Annotated in this window: 12 protein-coding genes; 8 read left to right on the plus strand and 4 right to left on the minus strand. The window is 73.6% G+C overall.

Going from position 1 to position 16,285, the window contains the following annotated elements:
• Positions 1 to 225 precede the first annotated feature (225 nt).
• A complete protein-coding gene (locus BJP40_RS24555; RefSeq protein WP_107416854.1) occupies positions 226 to 3,216 on the plus strand; it encodes a bifunctional [glutamine synthetase] adenylyltransferase/[glutamine synthetase]-adenylyl-L-tyrosine phosphorylase in 2,991 nt (996 codons plus the stop codon).
• Positions 3,217 to 3,328: 112 nt separating this feature from the next.
• Here the strand turns inward: BJP40_RS24555 and BJP40_RS24560 are convergent, their stop codons facing one another.
• The gene (locus tag BJP40_RS24560; protein WP_071282439.1) at positions 3,329 to 4,240 is read right to left on the minus strand and encodes a phosphatase PAP2 family protein; all 912 of its coding nucleotides are present in this window, start codon (positions 4,238 to 4,240) and stop codon (positions 3,329 to 3,331) included.
• A 36-nt stretch (positions 4,241 to 4,276) separates the two neighbouring features.
• Positions 4,277 to 5,347: a LacI family DNA-binding transcriptional regulator gene (locus tag BJP40_RS24565; protein WP_071268771.1), complete on the minus strand. Its 1,071-nt coding sequence runs from the start codon at positions 5,345 to 5,347 to the stop codon at positions 4,277 to 4,279.
• A gap of 659 nt (positions 5,348 to 6,006) precedes the next feature.
• On the opposite strand from BJP40_RS24565, the gene BJP40_RS24570 reads away from it, so the two are divergent.
• From BJP40_RS24570 to BJP40_RS24595, 6 genes are all read left to right on the plus strand, one after another.
• On the plus strand, positions 6,007 to 7,293 hold the full coding sequence (locus BJP40_RS24570; protein ID WP_071282441.1) for an extracellular solute-binding protein: 1,287 nt from the start codon (positions 6,007 to 6,009) through the stop codon (positions 7,291 to 7,293).
• 94 nt (positions 7,294 to 7,387) lie between these two features.
• Complete coding sequence (locus tag BJP40_RS24575; protein WP_079169258.1) at positions 7,388 to 8,374, plus strand: carbohydrate ABC transporter permease; 987 nt, start codon at positions 7,388 to 7,390, stop codon at positions 8,372 to 8,374.
• On the plus strand, positions 8,371 to 9,291 hold the full coding sequence (locus BJP40_RS24580) for a sugar ABC transporter permease (protein WP_071282442.1): 921 nt from the start codon (positions 8,371 to 8,373) through the stop codon (positions 9,289 to 9,291). Before BJP40_RS24575 ends, BJP40_RS24580 begins: the two co-directional genes overlap by 4 nt.
• 148 nt (positions 9,292 to 9,439) lie before the next feature.
• Positions 9,440 to 11,110 (plus strand): glycoside hydrolase family 13 protein, encoded by a 1,671-nt coding sequence (locus BJP40_RS24585; protein ID WP_071282444.1) that lies wholly within the window; start codon positions 9,440 to 9,442, stop codon positions 11,108 to 11,110.
• Positions 11,095 to 12,171, plus strand: coding sequence for a LacI family DNA-binding transcriptional regulator (locus tag BJP40_RS24590; RefSeq protein WP_079169259.1), 1,077 nt, complete (start codon positions 11,095 to 11,097; stop codon positions 12,169 to 12,171). Before BJP40_RS24585 ends, BJP40_RS24590 begins: the two co-directional genes overlap by 16 nt.
• A gap of 340 nt (positions 12,172 to 12,511) precedes the next feature.
• The gene (locus tag BJP40_RS24595; RefSeq protein ID WP_226962685.1) at positions 12,512 to 14,041 is read left to right on the plus strand and encodes a hypothetical protein; all 1,530 of its coding nucleotides are present in this window, start codon (positions 12,512 to 12,514) and stop codon (positions 14,039 to 14,041) included.
• A gap of 66 nt (positions 14,042 to 14,107) precedes the next feature.
• On the opposite strand, the gene BJP40_RS24600 is transcribed toward BJP40_RS24595, so the two are convergent.
• Positions 14,108 to 14,398 (minus strand): hypothetical protein, encoded by a 291-nt coding sequence (locus BJP40_RS24600; RefSeq protein WP_143066023.1) that lies wholly within the window; start codon positions 14,396 to 14,398, stop codon positions 14,108 to 14,110.
• On the minus strand, positions 14,395 to 14,757 hold the full coding sequence (locus BJP40_RS24605) for a hypothetical protein (RefSeq protein ID WP_071282448.1): 363 nt from the start codon (positions 14,755 to 14,757) through the stop codon (positions 14,395 to 14,397). The genes BJP40_RS24600 and BJP40_RS24605 overlap by 4 nt, the downstream gene beginning before the upstream one ends.
• Before the next feature lie 168 nt (positions 14,758 to 14,925).
• On the opposite strand from BJP40_RS24605, the gene BJP40_RS24610 reads away from it, so the two are divergent.
• A complete protein-coding gene (locus BJP40_RS24610; RefSeq protein ID WP_226962686.1) occupies positions 14,926 to 16,245 on the plus strand; it encodes a hypothetical protein in 1,320 nt (439 codons plus the stop codon).
• Positions 16,246 to 16,285: the final 40 nt, after the last annotated feature.

Raw genomic sequence — 16,285 nt, forward strand, 5'->3', positions numbered from 1 at the left:
CTCACATCCGGGTGCCAACCGGGCACAGGGTCGACGTACGGTACATCCCCCGTCGGAGCGCCCCGCTCCGGGGGTCGGCCCCGCCGGCCCCGCACCGGGCCGTCCGCCGCGCCCGAGGGCGCGCCCTGCCCCCCGCCCGCGCGGCGCGCCGCCCCCGACCGGTTCGCACACCCGGCCGTTAAGCTCGGGGAAGGGACGGACGTGGAAGGGGAGCTGGGCATGGTGGTGCCGGCGCCTGGGCGGCGGAGCAGTACCTTCACGCGGCTGCTGCGGCACGGGTTCACCGACCCGTCCGCCGCCGAGCGGCTCCTCGACACCCCCGCGATGGCCGCGGTCCGTACGGACCCCGTGCTCCTCGACGCCCTGGGCGCCACCGCCGACCCGGACCTCGCCCTGCGCAGCCTCGTACGGGTCGCCGAGGCGCAGCCCGACGACCCCGGACCGCAGGCCCTGCTGTCCACGCTGCTGCGCGCCAAGCCGCTGCGGGACCGGCTCCTCGGGGTGCTCGGCGCGTCCGAGGCGCTCGGCGACCACCTGGCGCGGCACCCCCTGGACTGGCAGGCGCTCGTCACGTACGAGGCGGACGACCTCCACCCCGGCGTGGCGGAGTTCGAGCGGGACCTCGCCTCCGCCACCGACCCGGTCGCGCTGCGCGTCGCCTACCGCCGGTGCCTGATCGCCATAGCGGCCCGCGACGTGTGCGGCACCACCGACGTCGCCGAGACCGCGGCGGAGCTCGCCGACCTCGCCACCGCCACCCTCCGCGCCGCCCTCGCCATCGCCCGCGCCGCCGCCCCCGACGACGCCGCCCTGTGCCGGCTCGCCGTCATCGGCATGGGCAAGTGCGGCGGCCACGAACTGAACTACGTCTCCGACGTCGACGTCATCTTCGTCGCGGAGGCGGTCGACGGCACCGAGGAGCGGCGGGCCCTCCAGGCCGCCACCCGGCTCGCCTCCCACCTGATGCGGATCTGCTCAGAAACCACCGTCGAGGGCACCATCTGGCCCGTCGACGCGAACCTGCGGCCCGAGGGCCGCAACGGGCCGCTGGTCCGCACCCTCGCCTCCCACGTCGCCTACTACCAGCGGTGGGCGAAGACGTGGGAGTTCCAGGCGCTGCTGAAGGCGCGCCCCGTGGCGGGCGACCCCGAGCTGGGCGCCGCCTACGTCGCCGCGCTCGCCCCGCTCGTCTGGCAGGCCGCGGAACGCGACAACTTCGTCGCCGACGTCCAGAAGATGCGCCGCCGCGTCGTCGACAACATTCCCGTCGCCCACGTGGACCGGGAGCTGAAGCTCGGCCCCGGCGGCCTGCGGGACGTAGAGTTCGCCGTGCAGCTCCTCCAGCTCGTGCACGGCCGCAGCGACCCCGCCCTGCGCAGCGGCACCACCCTCGACGCCCTGGCCGCCCTCGCCGCCGGCGGGTACGTGGGCCGCGCCGACGCCGCCCAGCTCGACGAGGCGTACCGCTTCCTGCGGGCCATGGAGCACCGCATCCAGCTGTACCGGCTGCGCCGCACCCACCTCGTACCGGAGGGGGAGGCGGACCTGCGGCGGCTCGGCCGGTCCCTGGGCCTGCGCACCGACCCGGTCGCGGACCTGGGCCGCGAGTGGCGCCGGCACGCCTCCGTGGTGCGCCGGCTGCACGAGAAGCTTTTCTACCGGCCGCTCCTCGACGCGGCCGCCCGGCTCGCGCCCGGCGAGGCCCGGCTCAGCGCGGAGGCCGCCGGCGAGCGCCTCGAAGCGCTCGGGTACAGCGACCCCGCGGCCGCGCTGCGCCACCTGGAGGCCCTGGCCTCCGGCGTCACCCGCAAGGCCGCCATCCAACGGACCCTGCTGCCGGTGCTGCTCGGCTGGTTCGCCGACTCCGCCGACCCGGACGCCGGCCTCCTCGGCTTCCGGAAGGTGTCCGACGCGCTCGGCAAGACCCCCTGGTACCTGCGGCTGCTGCGCGACGAGGGCGCCGCCGCGCAGAACCTGGCCCGCGTCCTGTCCGCCGGCCGGCTCGCCCCCGACCTGCTGCTGCGGGCCCCGGAGGCGGTCGCCATCCTGGGCGCCGCCGAAGGGCTCACCCCGCGCGACCGCGCCCAGCTGGAACCGGAGATCATCGCGGCCGTCAACCGCGCGGGCAGCGCCGAGCAGGCGGTCGCGGCGGCCCGCGGCGTGCGGCGCCGGGAACTGTTCCGCACGGCGGCGGCGGACCTCATCGACTCGTACGGAACGGAGGACGCGCCCACCCCAGTCGACGCCGACGCGCTCGTCGACCGGGTCGGTCAGGCCGTCACCGACCTGAACGCCGCCACCCTCGCCGGCGCCCTGCGGGCCGCCGTCCGCGACGAGTGGGGCGACACCCTGCCCACCCGGTTCGCCGTCATCGGCATGGGCCGCTTCGGCGGCCACGAACTCGGCTACGGCTCCGACGCCGACGTCCTCTTCGTCCACGAGCCCCGCGACGGCGTCGACGAGCAGGAGGCCGCCCGCGCCGCGAACCGGGTCGTCGCGGAGATGCGGCGGCTGTTGCAGCTGCCCACCGCCGACCCGCCGCTCCTCATCGACGCCGACCTGCGCCCGGAGGGCCGCAACGGCCCCCTCGTGCGCACCCTCACCTCGTACGCGGCCTACTACCGGCGCTGGTCCCGGGTGTGGGAGAGCCACGCCCTGCTACGGGCCGAGCCGATGGCCGGCGACGAGGACCTCGGGCGGCGCTTCGTCGAGCTGATCGACCCGCTGCGCTACCCCGCCAAGGGCCTCGACGACGCCGCGGTGCTGGAGATCCGGCGCTTGAAGGCCCGCATGGAGAACGAGCGGCTGCCGCGCGGCGCCGACCCGACCCTGCACGCCAAGCTGGGCCGCGGCGGCCTGTCCGACGTCGAGTGGACGGTGCAACTGCTGCAGCTGCGGCACGGCCACGAGGTGCCGGGGCTGCGCACCACGCGCACCCGCACGGCCCTCGCCGCGGCCCTGGAGGCGGGGCTGATCAGCGAGCGGTACGCGCGGACGCTGGACGAGGCGTGGGTACTGGCCACCCGGGTCCGCAACGGCGTGATGCTGGTCCGCGGGCGGGCCGGGGACACCTTCCCGTCGGACACCCGCGAGCTGGCCGCCGTGGGCCGCTACCTCGGGTACGGCCCCGGTCACGTGGGGGAGATGGTCGACGGCTACCGGCGCACCACCCGCCGTGCCCGCGCCGTGGCGGAGGACCTGTTCTACGGGTCCTGACGCCCGGCCGCCGACCGCCCCGGGGGCCGCGCCGGCGGCACGCGAACGGCGGGGCGCGGCCGGCCCGGGCAGGTGCCCGCCGCCGACCGCGCCCCGCCGGGACGCGTGGGTGCTACGCCTCCAGCGAGCCGCGCGGTGCCAGCCGCATCGCGGTGGCCCCGCCCCCTCCGGAGGGCCCCCGGGGCGGCTCCACGTCGCGCGGCAGCCGCTGGGGGAGCGCGCCGTACCAGGCGTAGGCGACACCGAGGCCGAAGCCCAGGCAGAGGACGCCGCCGACGGCGTCCATCCAGAAGTGGTTGGCGGTCGCGACGATGACGACCAGCGTCAGCACCGGGTACAGCACCCCGAGGATCCGCGCCCACGGGGCCTTCGCCAGGGCGAAGAGCGCCAGACCGCACCACAGCGACCAGCCGATGTGCATCGACGGCATCGCGGCGAACTGGTTCGACATGTTCTTCAGGTCGCCGGACGCCATCGACCCCCACGTGCCGTGCTTGATCACGGTGTCGACGAAGTTCTCGCCCTGCATCAGGCGGGGCGGCGCCAGCGGGTACAGGTAGTAGCCGAGCAGGGCGACGGCCGTCATGCAGAACAGCACCGCGCGTACGGCGGCGTAGCGGCCGGGGTGCCTGCGGTAGAGCCACACCAGGACGCCGATGGTCACCACGAAGTGCAGGGTGGCGTAGTAGTAGTTCATCGACACGACGAGCCACGTCACGGAGTCCACGGCGTGGTTGACGGACTTCTCGAAGGCCAGCCCCAGGCTGCGCTCGAACTCCCAGATCCAGTCGGCGTTCCGCATGGCCTGGGCCTTCTGCTCCGGTACGGCGTTGCGGATGAGCGAGTACACGGCGTAGCTGGCCCCGAGGAGGAGGATCTCGAACCAGATGGTCGGGCGGCGGGGCGCGCGCAGCCGCTGCCAAGCGGTCGGCTGCTCCTCCGGGCGGCCTGTCCGGGCCTCCTCCACAGGGGTTGTCGGGGCCGCCGCGCGGCCGTCCAACGTCGTCAATGTCCCGTCACCCATGAGGGAAGAGTCTGCCAGAAAGCTCCATCTGTTCGATCATCCTTCAAACGGATTCCCGTCGCCAGCCGTACGCCTCTCGGGGGACCTCGACCCCTGGGGGCCGGAGGCCGTGGAACCGCGAACGACCAGCTCGGGCATGAAGACGAACTCGCCGTGCGGCGCCGGGGTGCCGCCGATCTCCTCCAGCAGCGCCCTGACCGCCGCCTGCCCCATGGCCTGCACGGGCTGCCGGATCGTGGTGAGCGGCGGGTCCGTGAAAGCGATGAGGGGGGAGTCGTCGAAGCCCACCACAGACACGTCCCGGGGCACGTGCAGCCCCTTCTGCCGGGCGGCCCGGATCGCGCCCAGCGCCATCATGTCGCTGGCGCACACCACGGCCGTGCAGCCGCGGTCGATGAGCGCCGCCGCCGCTGCCTGCCCGCCTTCGAGCGTGTACAGGGAGTGCTGGACGAGTTCCTCGGTCTCCTCCGGGGCCAGTCCGAGCCGTTCCTGCATGCCGGCGTGGAACCCCTCGATCTTGCGCAGCACCGGCACGAACCGCTTCGGGCCGACGGCCAGCCCGATCCGGCTGTGGCCGAGGGACGCGAGGTGGGTGACGGCCAGCTTCATCGCCGCCCGGTCGTCGGGCGACACGAACGCCGCCTGGACGTGCGGGGAGAAGCCGTTGATGAGGACGAACGGGACGCCCTTGCCGCGCAGCTGGTCGTAGCGCCGGGTGTCGGCGGTGGTGTCGGCGTGCAGTCCCGACACGAAGATGATCCCGGCGACCCCGCGGTCCACGAGCATCTCGGTGAGCTCGTCCTCGGTGGAGCCGCCCGGCGTCTGCGTGGCCAGCACCGGGGTGTACCCCTGCCGGGTCAGGGCCTGGCCGATCACCTGCGCCAGCGCGGGGAAGATCGGGTTCTCCAGCTCGGGGGTGATCAGGCCGACGAGGCCGGCGCTGCGCTGCCGCAGCCGCACGGGCCGTTCGTAGCCGAGCACGTCCAGTGCGGCCAGCACGGACTGGCGGGTGGCCGAGGCCACGCCGGGCTTGCCGTTGAGCACGCGGCTGACTGTGGCCTCACTGACCCCCGCCTGGGCTGCGATGTCGGCGAGCCGCGCGGTCATGGGATGGGACTGTACCGGGCGGGCGTCGGATTGCCCACCACGTGGAGGGCCTCCGGCGCGAGCGCCGTCCCGCACTCCGTACCCGCCGCCCCTGCGCCTCGGGACGTGCCGTGCTCCGCACGCGGGCCCGCCGCGCGGCGCCCTGAACGGGCGGTTCGCACCACCGTGACCGTCGCCGGGCGTACATGATCGATGACGCGGCGCGGTGACCCGAGGGCCCGCAGGCGGCGGCGCGGTCCCGGTGCGCCGCACACGGGCCGGCCCGTGACCGCTGCCCGCGCGGGCGGAGCGGACTGCGGATCGCGGCACGTTCCCCGAGGTGGGACTGGCTGAGGGCACTCGGGCGCGTCGTGCCCACCGTTCACGGGCGGCCGGTATGCGACCCTTCTGCAAGAGTCGTGCAAAGGCTTGCAGAGCCGGACAGCGCGGTGCAAGAGCAGCCGCAAGGCTGCCCGCGGGCAGCCAAGGGGCGGCTGCGCCTGGGGTGTCAAGCGATGCGACGGCAACCGTAGGGACACACCGATGTAACGATCCCCGCTCCTTGCAGAAATCCTCCGCAAGCTCTTTCGGCTCGTTTTCATCCCTGTTACGTTCCTGGCAACCCGGCGCCCCGCGAAGGAGCGGTCTGCAGCAACCCGGGATCGTTCGAAGGAGTTCACATGCGGCGTGGCATAGCAGCCACCGCGCTCGTTGCGAGCCTGGCCCTCGCGGCGACGGCGTGCGGCGGCGGAAGTGGCGACGGGGACAAGAAGGCGGCCGACGGTCCGGTCACCATCACGTGGTGGGACACGTCGGACGCCACGAACGAGGCGCCGACGTACAAGAAGCTGATCGAGAAGTTCGAGGCGGCCCACAAGGACATCAAGGTCAAGTACCAGAACGTCCCGTTCGCCGAGGCCGAGCAGAAGTACAAGACCGCCGCCCAGGCCGGCAACGCCCCGGAGGTCCTGCGCGCCGACGTCGGCTGGACCGCCGGCCTCGCCGAACTCCAGTACCTCGCCCCGCTCGACGGCACCCCCGCCGTCAAGGAGATCGGCTCCTTCAACCCGAGCCTGGTCGACGGCGCCAAGGTCGACGGCAAGCTCTACGGCGTCCCGCAGGTCACCGATGCCCTCGCCCTCCTATACAACAAGGAGGTCTTCGCGAAGGCCGGCGTCCAGCCGCCGAAGACCTGGGCCGAGCTGTCCACGGCCGCGAAGACCATCAAGGACAAGACCGGCGTCGACGGCATCTACCGCAACCCGGACAGCTACTTCGCCCTGCCGTTCCTGTACGGCGAGGGCGGCCTGATGGTCGACACCGACAACAAGAAGATCACCGTCAACGACGAGCGCGGCAAGAAGGCCGTCCAGACCGTCGTCGACCTGATCAAGAGCGGTGTCGCGGTCAAGCCGGACTACACCGACGGCTACAACAACATGCAGGCCGCCTTCAAGGACGGCAAGGTCGCCATGGTCGTCAACGGCCCCTGGTCCACGGCCGACGACCTGACCGGCAAGGCGTTCAAGAACAAGGACAACCTCGGTGTCGCCGCCATGCCGGCCGGCTCCTCCGGCGACGCGGGCACGCCCACCGGCGGCCACAACCTGGTCGTCTACAACGGTGCCGACGCGGCACGCAAGGACGCGGCCGCGAAGTTCGTCGCGTTCATGACCTCCGCCGAGTCGCAGGAGGCCGCGTCCCTGGAGACCGGCGTCCTCCCGACCCGTGACGACGCCTACACCGTCAAGGTCGTCGCCGACCCGATCCGCGCCGCCTTCAAGAACGTGCTCGCCGACTCCACCCCGCGTCCCGCGGTCGCCGGCGTGAGCGACATGTTCGCCGAGTGGACCAAGCAGTACGTCGAAATCCTCAAGGGCAACGCCTCCGTCGAGGAGGGCCTCGACGCCACCGCCGAGAAGTGGAAGACCAACATCAACTCCCTCAAGGAGTACTCGGTCGAGTAAGCCCCCTTCGGCCCGGACCGGCAGCCTCCCCGACAGGGGCGCCGGTCCGGGCCGGACCCGTAGCCACTGAGGGACCCGAGGGAAAAGAACGCCCATGAACACAGCCACCGCAGACCCCGCCAAGGCCCAGCGGCCTGCCCGGGCCGGGCTGCTCACGCGCATGAAGCGCTCCTTCGACCGGCACTGGTACGCCTGGGCCATGGTGCTGCCGGTGGTCCTGGTCATCGGCGTGCTCGTCGCGTACCCCCTGGGCCGGGGGGTCTACCTGTCGTTCACCGACGCCAACGAGCTCAACGTCGCCAAGCAACTCGGTGCCGCCGAGATCCCCGCCACCTACCAGTTCGTCGGCTTCGACAACTACTGGCGGGTGCTGTCGGGCGCCGACGGCGAGTTCTACCCCAAGCTGTGGTGGACCGTGGTGTGGACCGCGTCCTGCGTGTTCTTCCACTACACCATCGGCCTCGGCCTCGCCCTGCTGCTCAACCGCAAGGTCAAGGGCCGCTCCCTCTACCGGGTGCTGCTCATCCTGCCGTGGGCCGTGCCCGCGTTCGTCGCCACCTACATCTGGCGCATGATGTACAACTCCGAGTCCGGTGTCTTCAACGCCGTGCTCGGCTCGCTCGGTTTCGGCCCCGTCGACTGGCTCGGCGACACCTTCATGCAGAAGGTCGCCGTCATCGGCGTCAACGTCTGGCTCGGCGTGCCCTTCATGATGGTCGCCGTCCTCGGCGGCCTCCAGTCCATCTCCAGCGAGCAGTACGAGGCCGCCGAGATGGACGGGGCCAGCGCCTGGCAGCGCTTCCGCCACGTCACCCTGCCGGGGCTGCGCCCGGTCAGCGCCACGGTGATCCTGCTCGGCACCATCTGGACGTTCAACATGTTCCCGATCATCTACCTGATGCTCGGGGAGGCCAACGCCCTGCACAGCGAGATCCTCGTGACGTACGCCTACCGGCTGGCCTTCGGGTCGGTGCGCGACTACGCCGGCGCCGCGACCTACGGGATCATCATCCTCTCCATGCTCCTCGTCTTCGCCGCCTTCTACCGGCGCATGCTCAACCGTCAGGAGACCGCCCGATGAGCACGGTCACCGCTCCCCGGAACAAGCCCGCCGGCGCGGCACCCGCCCACGCCGCCCCCGGCACCCGCAAGGCCCGCAAGGTCCGGGGCCGCGAGGAGCGCTCCCCGCTGGCGTCCCTCGGCCTGCACGCCGCGCTCGTCACGGCGAGCGTCGTCGCGGTCTTCCCGATCGTCTACATGGTCTTCATCTCGCTGCGCGGGCGCAGCGGCTGGACCAAGCCGACCAGCGCCGAGGGCGGCCTGGAGATCAGCAACTACGCGTACGTCCTCACGGAGACCGAGTTCCCCCGCTGGTTCGCCAACTCCGTCCTCGTGGCCGCCGGCACCACCCTGGTCGGCGTGTTCGTCGCCGCCTCCACCGGGTATGCCATCTCCCGGATGCGTTTCCCCGGCCACAGGTCGCTGATGTGGGTGCTGCTCATCACCCAGATGTTCCCGGTGGCGGTGCTCATCGTCGCCCTCTACAACATCCTCGGCGGCCTCGGCCTGCTCGACTCGTACCTCGGCCTCATCCTCACGTACTGCTCGGTCTCCGTGCCGTTCTGCGCGTGGATGATGAAGGGCTACTTCGACACGATCCCGCACGAGATCGACGAGGCGGGCCGCGTCGACGGGCTCACCCCCTTCGGCACCTTCTACCGGCTGATCCTGCCGCTGGCCAAGCCCGGCCTGGCGGTCACCGCGTTCTACTCCTTCCTCACCGCGTGGGGCGAGGTCGCCTTCGCCCGCGCCTTCCTGTCCAGCGACTCGATGCTCACCCTCTCCGTCGGCCTCCAGAGCTTCATCGGCCAGCACAAGGCGGAGTGGGGCTACCTCACCGCCTGCGCGGTGATCATCACGGTCCCCGCGGGCCTGGTGTTCCTCCTGGTCCAGCGGAACCTCGTCGCCGGCCTCACCGCGGGCGGCACGAAGGGCTGACGCCCTTCGGACCCCCGCAGGCCCGTGACGCCGTGCGGGCCCCGGCGCCCCGGCGCCCGGACCCCACGCGCCCACGGCGGCGGTGCCGAACCGGCCTGTCCCCGGCTCGGCACCGCCCCTCCATCCCCTAATCCACATCAGGGAAGACATGACCCAGCACCTTGCCGCCGCCCCCGCCGCCCCGACCACCGGCACGGACACCGGCTGGTGGAGAGACGCGGTGATCTACCAGGTGTACCCGCGCAGCTTCGCCGACGGCAACGGCGACGGCATGGGCGACCTGGAAGGCATCCGCAGCCGCCTCCCGTACCTGCGGGACCTCGGCGTCGACGCCGTGTGGCTCAGCCCGTTCTACGCCTCGCCGCAGGCCGACGCGGGCTACGACGTCGCCGACTACCGCGCCATCGACCCGATGTTCGGCACCCTGCTCGACGCCGACGCCCTCGTCCGCGAGGCCCACGCACTGGGCCTGCGGATCATCGTCGACCTGGTGCCCAACCACTCCTCGGACCAGCACGAGTGGTTCCAGCGCGCACTGAAGGAGGGCCCCGGCTCCCCGCTGCGCGACCGCTACCACTTCCGCCCCGGCAAGGGCACCGACGGCGAACTCCCGCCCAACGACTGGGAGTCCATCTTCGGCGGCCCCGCCTGGACCCGCATCACCGAGCTCGACGGCACCCCCGGCGAGTGGTACCTCCACCTCTTCGCCCCGGAGCAGCCCGACTTCAACTGGGAGCACCCCGCCGTACGGGACGAGTTCCGCTCCATCCTGCGCTTCTGGCTCGACATGGGCGTGGACGGCTTCCGCGTCGATGTCGCCCACGGCCTCATCAAGGCGGACGGGCTGCCCGACATCGGCGGCCACGACCAGCTGAAGCTCCTCGGCAACGACGTCATGCCGTTCTTCGACCAGGACGGCGTCCACGAGATCTACCGCAGCTGGCGCCAGGTGCTGTCCGAGTACGACGGCGAGCGCATCCTCGTCGCCGAGGCGTGGACCCCGACCGTCGAGCGCACCGCCAACTACGTGCGCGCCGACGAGATGCACCAGGCGTTCAACTTCCAGTACCTCGGCACCCACTGGAACGCCGCGGAGCTCCGCAAGGTCATCGACGCCTCCCTCGCCGCGATGGCCCCGGTCGCCGCCCCCACCACCTGGGTGCTGTCGAACCACGACGTGACCCGCCACGCCACCCGGTTCGCCAACCCGGCGGGCCTCGGCACGCAGCTGCGCGAGGCCGGCGACCGCGAGCTGGGCCTGCGCCGCGCCCGCGCCGCCACCCTGCTGATGCTGGCCCTGCCCGGCTCGGCGTACGTCTACCAGGGCGAGGAGCTCGGCCTGCCGGACGTCACCGACCTGCCCGACGAGGTGCGCCAGGACCCGTCGTTCTTCCGCGCCAGCGGACAGGACGGCTTCCGCGACGGCTGCCGCGTGCCGATCCCCTGGACCGTGGAGGGCTCGTCGTACGGCTTCGGCTCCGGCGGCAGCTGGCTCCCCCAGCCCGCCACCTGGGGCGCCCTGTCGGTCGAGGCCCAGACGGGCGTGGCCGGCTCCACCCTGGAGCTGTACCGCACGGCCCTGCGCATCCGCCGCGAGCAGCCCGACCTCGGCGCGGGCGAGTCGGTGCAGTGGCTGGACGCCGAGGACGGCGTCCTGGCGTTCCGCCGGGGCGGCTTCGTCTGCACGGCCAACACCACCTCCGAGCCGGTCCGCGTCGCCGTCCCCGGCCGCATGCTGCTCGCCAACGAGCAGGTCCGCACGAGCGTCGACGGCACGGCCGAGCTGCCCGCCGACACCACGGTCTGGTGGGCGGTGTGACCCTCCAGCAGGCGGTGCCGTCACCGCGGGGCGACCTGGCCGCAGGCGCCCCGCGGCTGGCGGACATCGCCGCACAGGCCGGGGTGAGCGAGGCGACGGTCAGCCGGGTGCTGAACGGCAAGGCGGGCGTGGCGGCGGCGACCCGCCACCGGGTGCTGGCCGCGCTCGACCTGCTCGGCTACGAGCGCCCCGTACGGCTGCGCCAGCGCAGCGCGGGCCTCGTCGGTCTGGTCATCCCGGAGCTCACCAACCCCATCTTCCCGGCGTTCGCCCAGGTCATCGAGCAGACCCTGGCCGGCCACGGCTACACCCCGGTCCTGTGCACCCAGATGCCGGGCGGCGCGACCGAGGACGAGCTCGTCGAGCAGCTGGAGGAGCGGGGCGTCACCGGCATCGTCTTCCTGTCCGGCCTGCACGCCGACGCGACCGCGGACCCGTCGCGCTACGAGCGGCTGGCGTCGCGGGGCGTGCCGTACGTCCTCATCAACGGCTACAACGACCGCATCGACGCCCCCTTCGTGTCCCCGGACGACCGGGCCGCCGCCCGCATGGCGGTCGGTCACCTCGCCGACCTCGGCCACGAGCGGATCGGACTCGCGATCGGCCCGACCCGCTACGTCCCGTCCCGCCGCAAGGCGGAGGGCTTCGTGTCGGCGCTGCACCGCACCCTGGACGTGCCGCGCGAGGAGGGCGCGGCGTACATCCAGTCCACGCTGTTCGGCGTGGAGGGCGGTTACGCGGCGGCCGGCACTCTGCTCGACCAGGGCTGCACGGCCATCATCTGCGGCAGCGACCTGATGGCCCTGGGCGCGGTCCGCGCGGTCCGGGCACGGGGCCTGGACGTGCCGCGGGACGTGTCCGTCGTCGGCTTCGACGACTCGCCGCTCATCCCCTTCACCGACCCGCCGCTGACGACGGTCCGGCAGCCGGTGCGGGCGATGGCGACGGCGGCGGTCGACGCCCTGCTGGAAGAGATCGACGGCAACCCGGTGCAGCGCACCGAGTACGTCTTCCAGCCGGAACTGGTCGTCCGCGGCTCCACGGCGGCCCCGCCGCGGTAGCCGCTCCTGCGGCCGGGTCCCCCGGCCCCGCGACGCCCCCGCCCTTCCCGGACGGGGGCGTCGCCGCCTCGCCCGCCTGGTGCCCGTGTGCCCGCTGCCCTGCGGGGGCGCGCAGCTCGGGTGCGGGCGGTCGCACGGGGACCCGACGGCACGCCGGACCGCTCCGCCGCCGGACCGGGACCCGCAGCCCCGCGGGCCCTGCGGCGGATGGCGCAGCGCCCTCACCTCATCGGGCGCTGCTGCCCCGGCCCGCCGCCGCGTCGCTGTGCGCGCCCCCACGGCCGCGCCCAGCGTGGAGAGGCAGGCCGGGACCTGCCCGGCCCCTACCGACGAGGTCTCCATGCGGGAACCGCACCTGCTGTCGGGCTCCCGTGACGAGCCCCCCGCCTCCGAACCGGCTCCGGCCGGGCCGCCGCGCGCCGCTGCCGCGGAGGGCCGACCGGACCGTGCGGTGCTCTGGCCGGCGGCCGTCGCCGCGGCCTTCGTCCTCGCCCAGCTGACCCTGGTCGCCCCCGGCCTGGGACTCGGCTGGGACGAGACCGTGTACGTCAGTCAGGTCGGCCGGCAGGGACCGGCCGCGTTCCTGAGCGCCCCCCGCGCCCGGGGCGTCTCCTTCCTCGCCGCGCCCGTCGCGGCCCTCACGGCCTCCGTCGCGGCGCTGCGGGTCTGGCTTGCCCTGCTGTCCGGCCTCGGTCTCTTCCTCGCCCTGCGCACCTGGCTGACCCTGCTGCCGCCGCGGGTGCTCGCCCTGGCGGGCGCCCTGTTCGCGACCCTGTGGACGGTGCTGTACTACGGGCCGCAGGTCATGCCCAACCTGTGGGTGGCGTACGGCGCTTTCGCCGCCGTCGGCTTCTTCCTGCGCGCCGCCCGCGCCCCCGGAGAGCCCCGGCCGCTGCTGGGCCTCGGCGCGGCCGTCGCGTTCGTCGCGCTGATGCGGCCGCCCGACGCGGTGCCGCTCGTCCTGGTGCTGGCCGCAGCGTCGCTGCTGGTCCCGGCGTGGCGGCGGCCGGTGCTGTGGGGCGCACTCGCCGCGGGGGCCGCCGCCGGCGGCGCCGAGTGGGTCGTCGAGGCGTACGTCCGCTACGGCGGCCTGGCCGCACGGCTGGACCGGGCCAGCGAGATCCAGGGCGAACTCGGCCTGTACGTCGCGGTCGACGACCACGTCCGCGCCCTGGCCGGCCGCACGCTGTGCCGCCCCTGCGACGTGCCCTGGCGCAACCCGGTCACCGGCCTGTGGTTCCTCGCCCTGCCGCTGTGCGTCGCCGGCGGCGTACGGGTCGCCGCGGGCACCCCGCACCGGACGCCCGCGGTCCTGGCCACGGCCGCCGGGACCGCACTCGCGCTCCCGTACCTCTTCACCGTCGACTACGCCGCCCCGCGCTTCCTGTTCCCGGCGTACGTCCTGCTCGCCGTGCCGGTCGCGCTGCTCCTCCTGCGCGTGGCGGACGCCCGGACCCGGCGCCGCCGCGCCCTGCTCGGCGTGTGCGCGCTCGCGCTGCTCGCCCACCTGGCGATCCAGTACAAGGTCCTCGACTCGGTGACCCGGAGGGTGCGCACCGACACCGTCACCCTCACGCGGATCGCCGAGCAGCTCCACGCCCGCGGGGTGCGCCCGCCGTGCGTCGTCAGCGGGGAGGACGCCGTCCGCATCGCGTACCGGGCGGGCTGCGCGTCCCGCCAGCCCGGCGGCCACGACGCCAGCATCACCCCGGCCGGCCTGGCGCGGCTCGCGGAGCGCCGCCCGGTCGCCGTGCTGCTGTCCGGAGGGAGACCCGCACCGGAGTTCGCCCGCGGCTGGGTGGCGCACCCGCTGCCCGAGCTGCCGAACCGGCCCGGTTTCCGCATGCTGGTGTCCCCCTCGGCGGGCTGACCGGCCCGGCATGCCCGTGCCCCCGCCCCGGCGCCTCGGCCGGGCGGCCGCCCGGGTGTGTGCCCGTCAGAGAGGCAGCCGACGGCCGCGGCTGCGTGCCACGAGCAGGACCTCTTCCAGGTGGTCGGCCAGGTGGTGTACGTATCTGCGCAGTTCCGCGACGGACACGGATGCAGGCAGGCTGCGGGCGCGCGCGAGCGTGTGCGCCGCGTGGTCGAGCCGGATGGTCTCGACGGCGTCGGCGTGACGGGAGAGCGGCCCGCTGCCGCCGTCGGTGATCAGGATGCACGTCTTGTCCCCGGGACGGGCCCCGGAAAGGACACGCACTTCGGTACCGGGCCCCGTTGTTTCCGTCATGCGGACTCCGCCCTCAGGGCTGCGGTGTACCGGAGCAGCATCTGCGCCCCGCGGGCGAGGAGGCGGAGGTGTGCCGCCGGGTCGTGGACGGGGTCGGCGGTCACGGCACGGGCATGGGCCGCGACGCTGAGGGCGATGCCTCGGGCCCGCCCGTCGGAGAGTCCCCGGGCGTGGGTGGCGACGCGGTCCGCGTGGGTGAGCAGGACGCTGCGGAGCCGTTCCCGGAGAGCGTCGGCCGCCTCGCGGGTCGGCCGCAGGGAGGCCGCGTGCAGGGCCAGGTCGACATCCTGGAGGACTTGCAGATCCTCGGAGTCGTCTGCCGGCGGTGGCGCCGCATGCCGGCGCTGGACGGATGCCATGGTCGTTCACCTCGGATGGCTGGGGAAGGTCTCGCCACGCGGCGGTTCCGTGCGGCTGACATTCATCCAACGCGGATACGCGCCGGTGGAGAACCAGGGACTCTGGAGGTCCGGTTGAACGCGTTGAACGCTTGGGGGTGCCCCATGGCGGCACAGGTACGGACACGGATGCCCAACGAGGCGCTGACCCGGCTGATGGCCGAGGCGGGGGTCGGCAACGCACAGCTCGCGCGCCGGGTGAACGCGGTGGGTGGTGAGCTGGGGCTGCGGTTGCACTACGACAAGTCCACCGTCTCGCACTGGTTGCGGGGCAGCGTGCCGAAGGCCGAGGCGCGTCCGGCGGTCACGGAGGCGTTGTCGCGACTGGCGGGGCGGCCCGTGACGGCGGCCGAGCTCGGCTGGCCCGCCGCCCGTGCCGGGGGGCAGGACGTCGTGTCGGGGGTGGTCGAGCTCAGCCGGGCCGACATGGACCCCTCCCGCCGTCGGGTGCTGGGAGCGGGGCTGTACAGCGCGACACTGCTGGTGCCGTCGTTCCAGGAGGTGCTGGCGGGACGGGCGGAGGCGGCGCAGGCGGCGCGTACCGTGCGGATCGGCGCGAGCGATGTCGCGACCGTGCGGCGGATGACGGACAAGGTCGCGGAGATCCTCGACGAGATCGGCGCGGGCCATGCCCGGCCGATGGCCGCCGCGTTCCTGGCCAACACGGTCGGTCCGTACCTGAGGGCGTCGGGACCGGAGCGGGTGCGGCAGCAGATGAGGGGCGCCGCAGCCGACCTGGTGTACCTGACGGGCTGGATGGCCATGTACGAGGAGCAGCAGGGGCTCGGCCAGCGGTACTACCTGAAGGCGCTCGCACTGGCCGGGGAGGCCGGGGACCACGTCACGTACTGCCGCACACTGCGCGGCATGAGCCTTCAGGCATCGCATCTGGGCTACGGGGCACGGGCCCTGGAGCTGGCGGACGCGGCGGCGGAGGCCGCCCCGGCGGCCGGGCCGCGCCTGGTGGCGTTCCTGCGCGGCCAGCAGGCGCACGCCTCGGCCATGACCGGCGACCGGCGGGCGGCGCTGTCACGGCTCCGGGAGACCGAGGCGGCACTGGAGCGTGCGGACAACCGGCGGGACGCGGTGGGCGGTTACGACGAGGCGGCGTACTTCTTCCACGAGGCACATGTCCGCTGGTGCCTGGGCGACGGTGAGGGATCGGTCAGGAGTCTGCGCCGGTCCAACGCGGCCCGGTCGCCGCAGGAGCGCCAGGGACGGCTGCACTGCCTGGGGGTGATCGCCGAGCGCCAGTTCCGGATGCGCCATGTGGAAGCCGCCTGCGCCACCTGGCACGCCTTCCTGGACGGGCACGCGGGGCTGTCCTCGGCCCGCGGCGACGCCCACCTGGCGGCCATGCTGCGCGCCCTGCCCGCCTACCGGGGCCTGGGAGCCGTACGGGAGTTGGAGGAGCGGGCACGGCAGGTCGCCGCGGCCAAGGCGGCGTGAGCCCGTCGGCGAATCATGGGGGCGAGAGGCTCCCTGGAAG

Origin of the sequence: Streptomyces sp. CC53 (assembly GCF_001865245.1) — a bacterium.
Classification (GTDB): Bacteria; Actinomycetota; Actinomycetes; order Streptomycetales; family Streptomycetaceae; genus Streptomyces.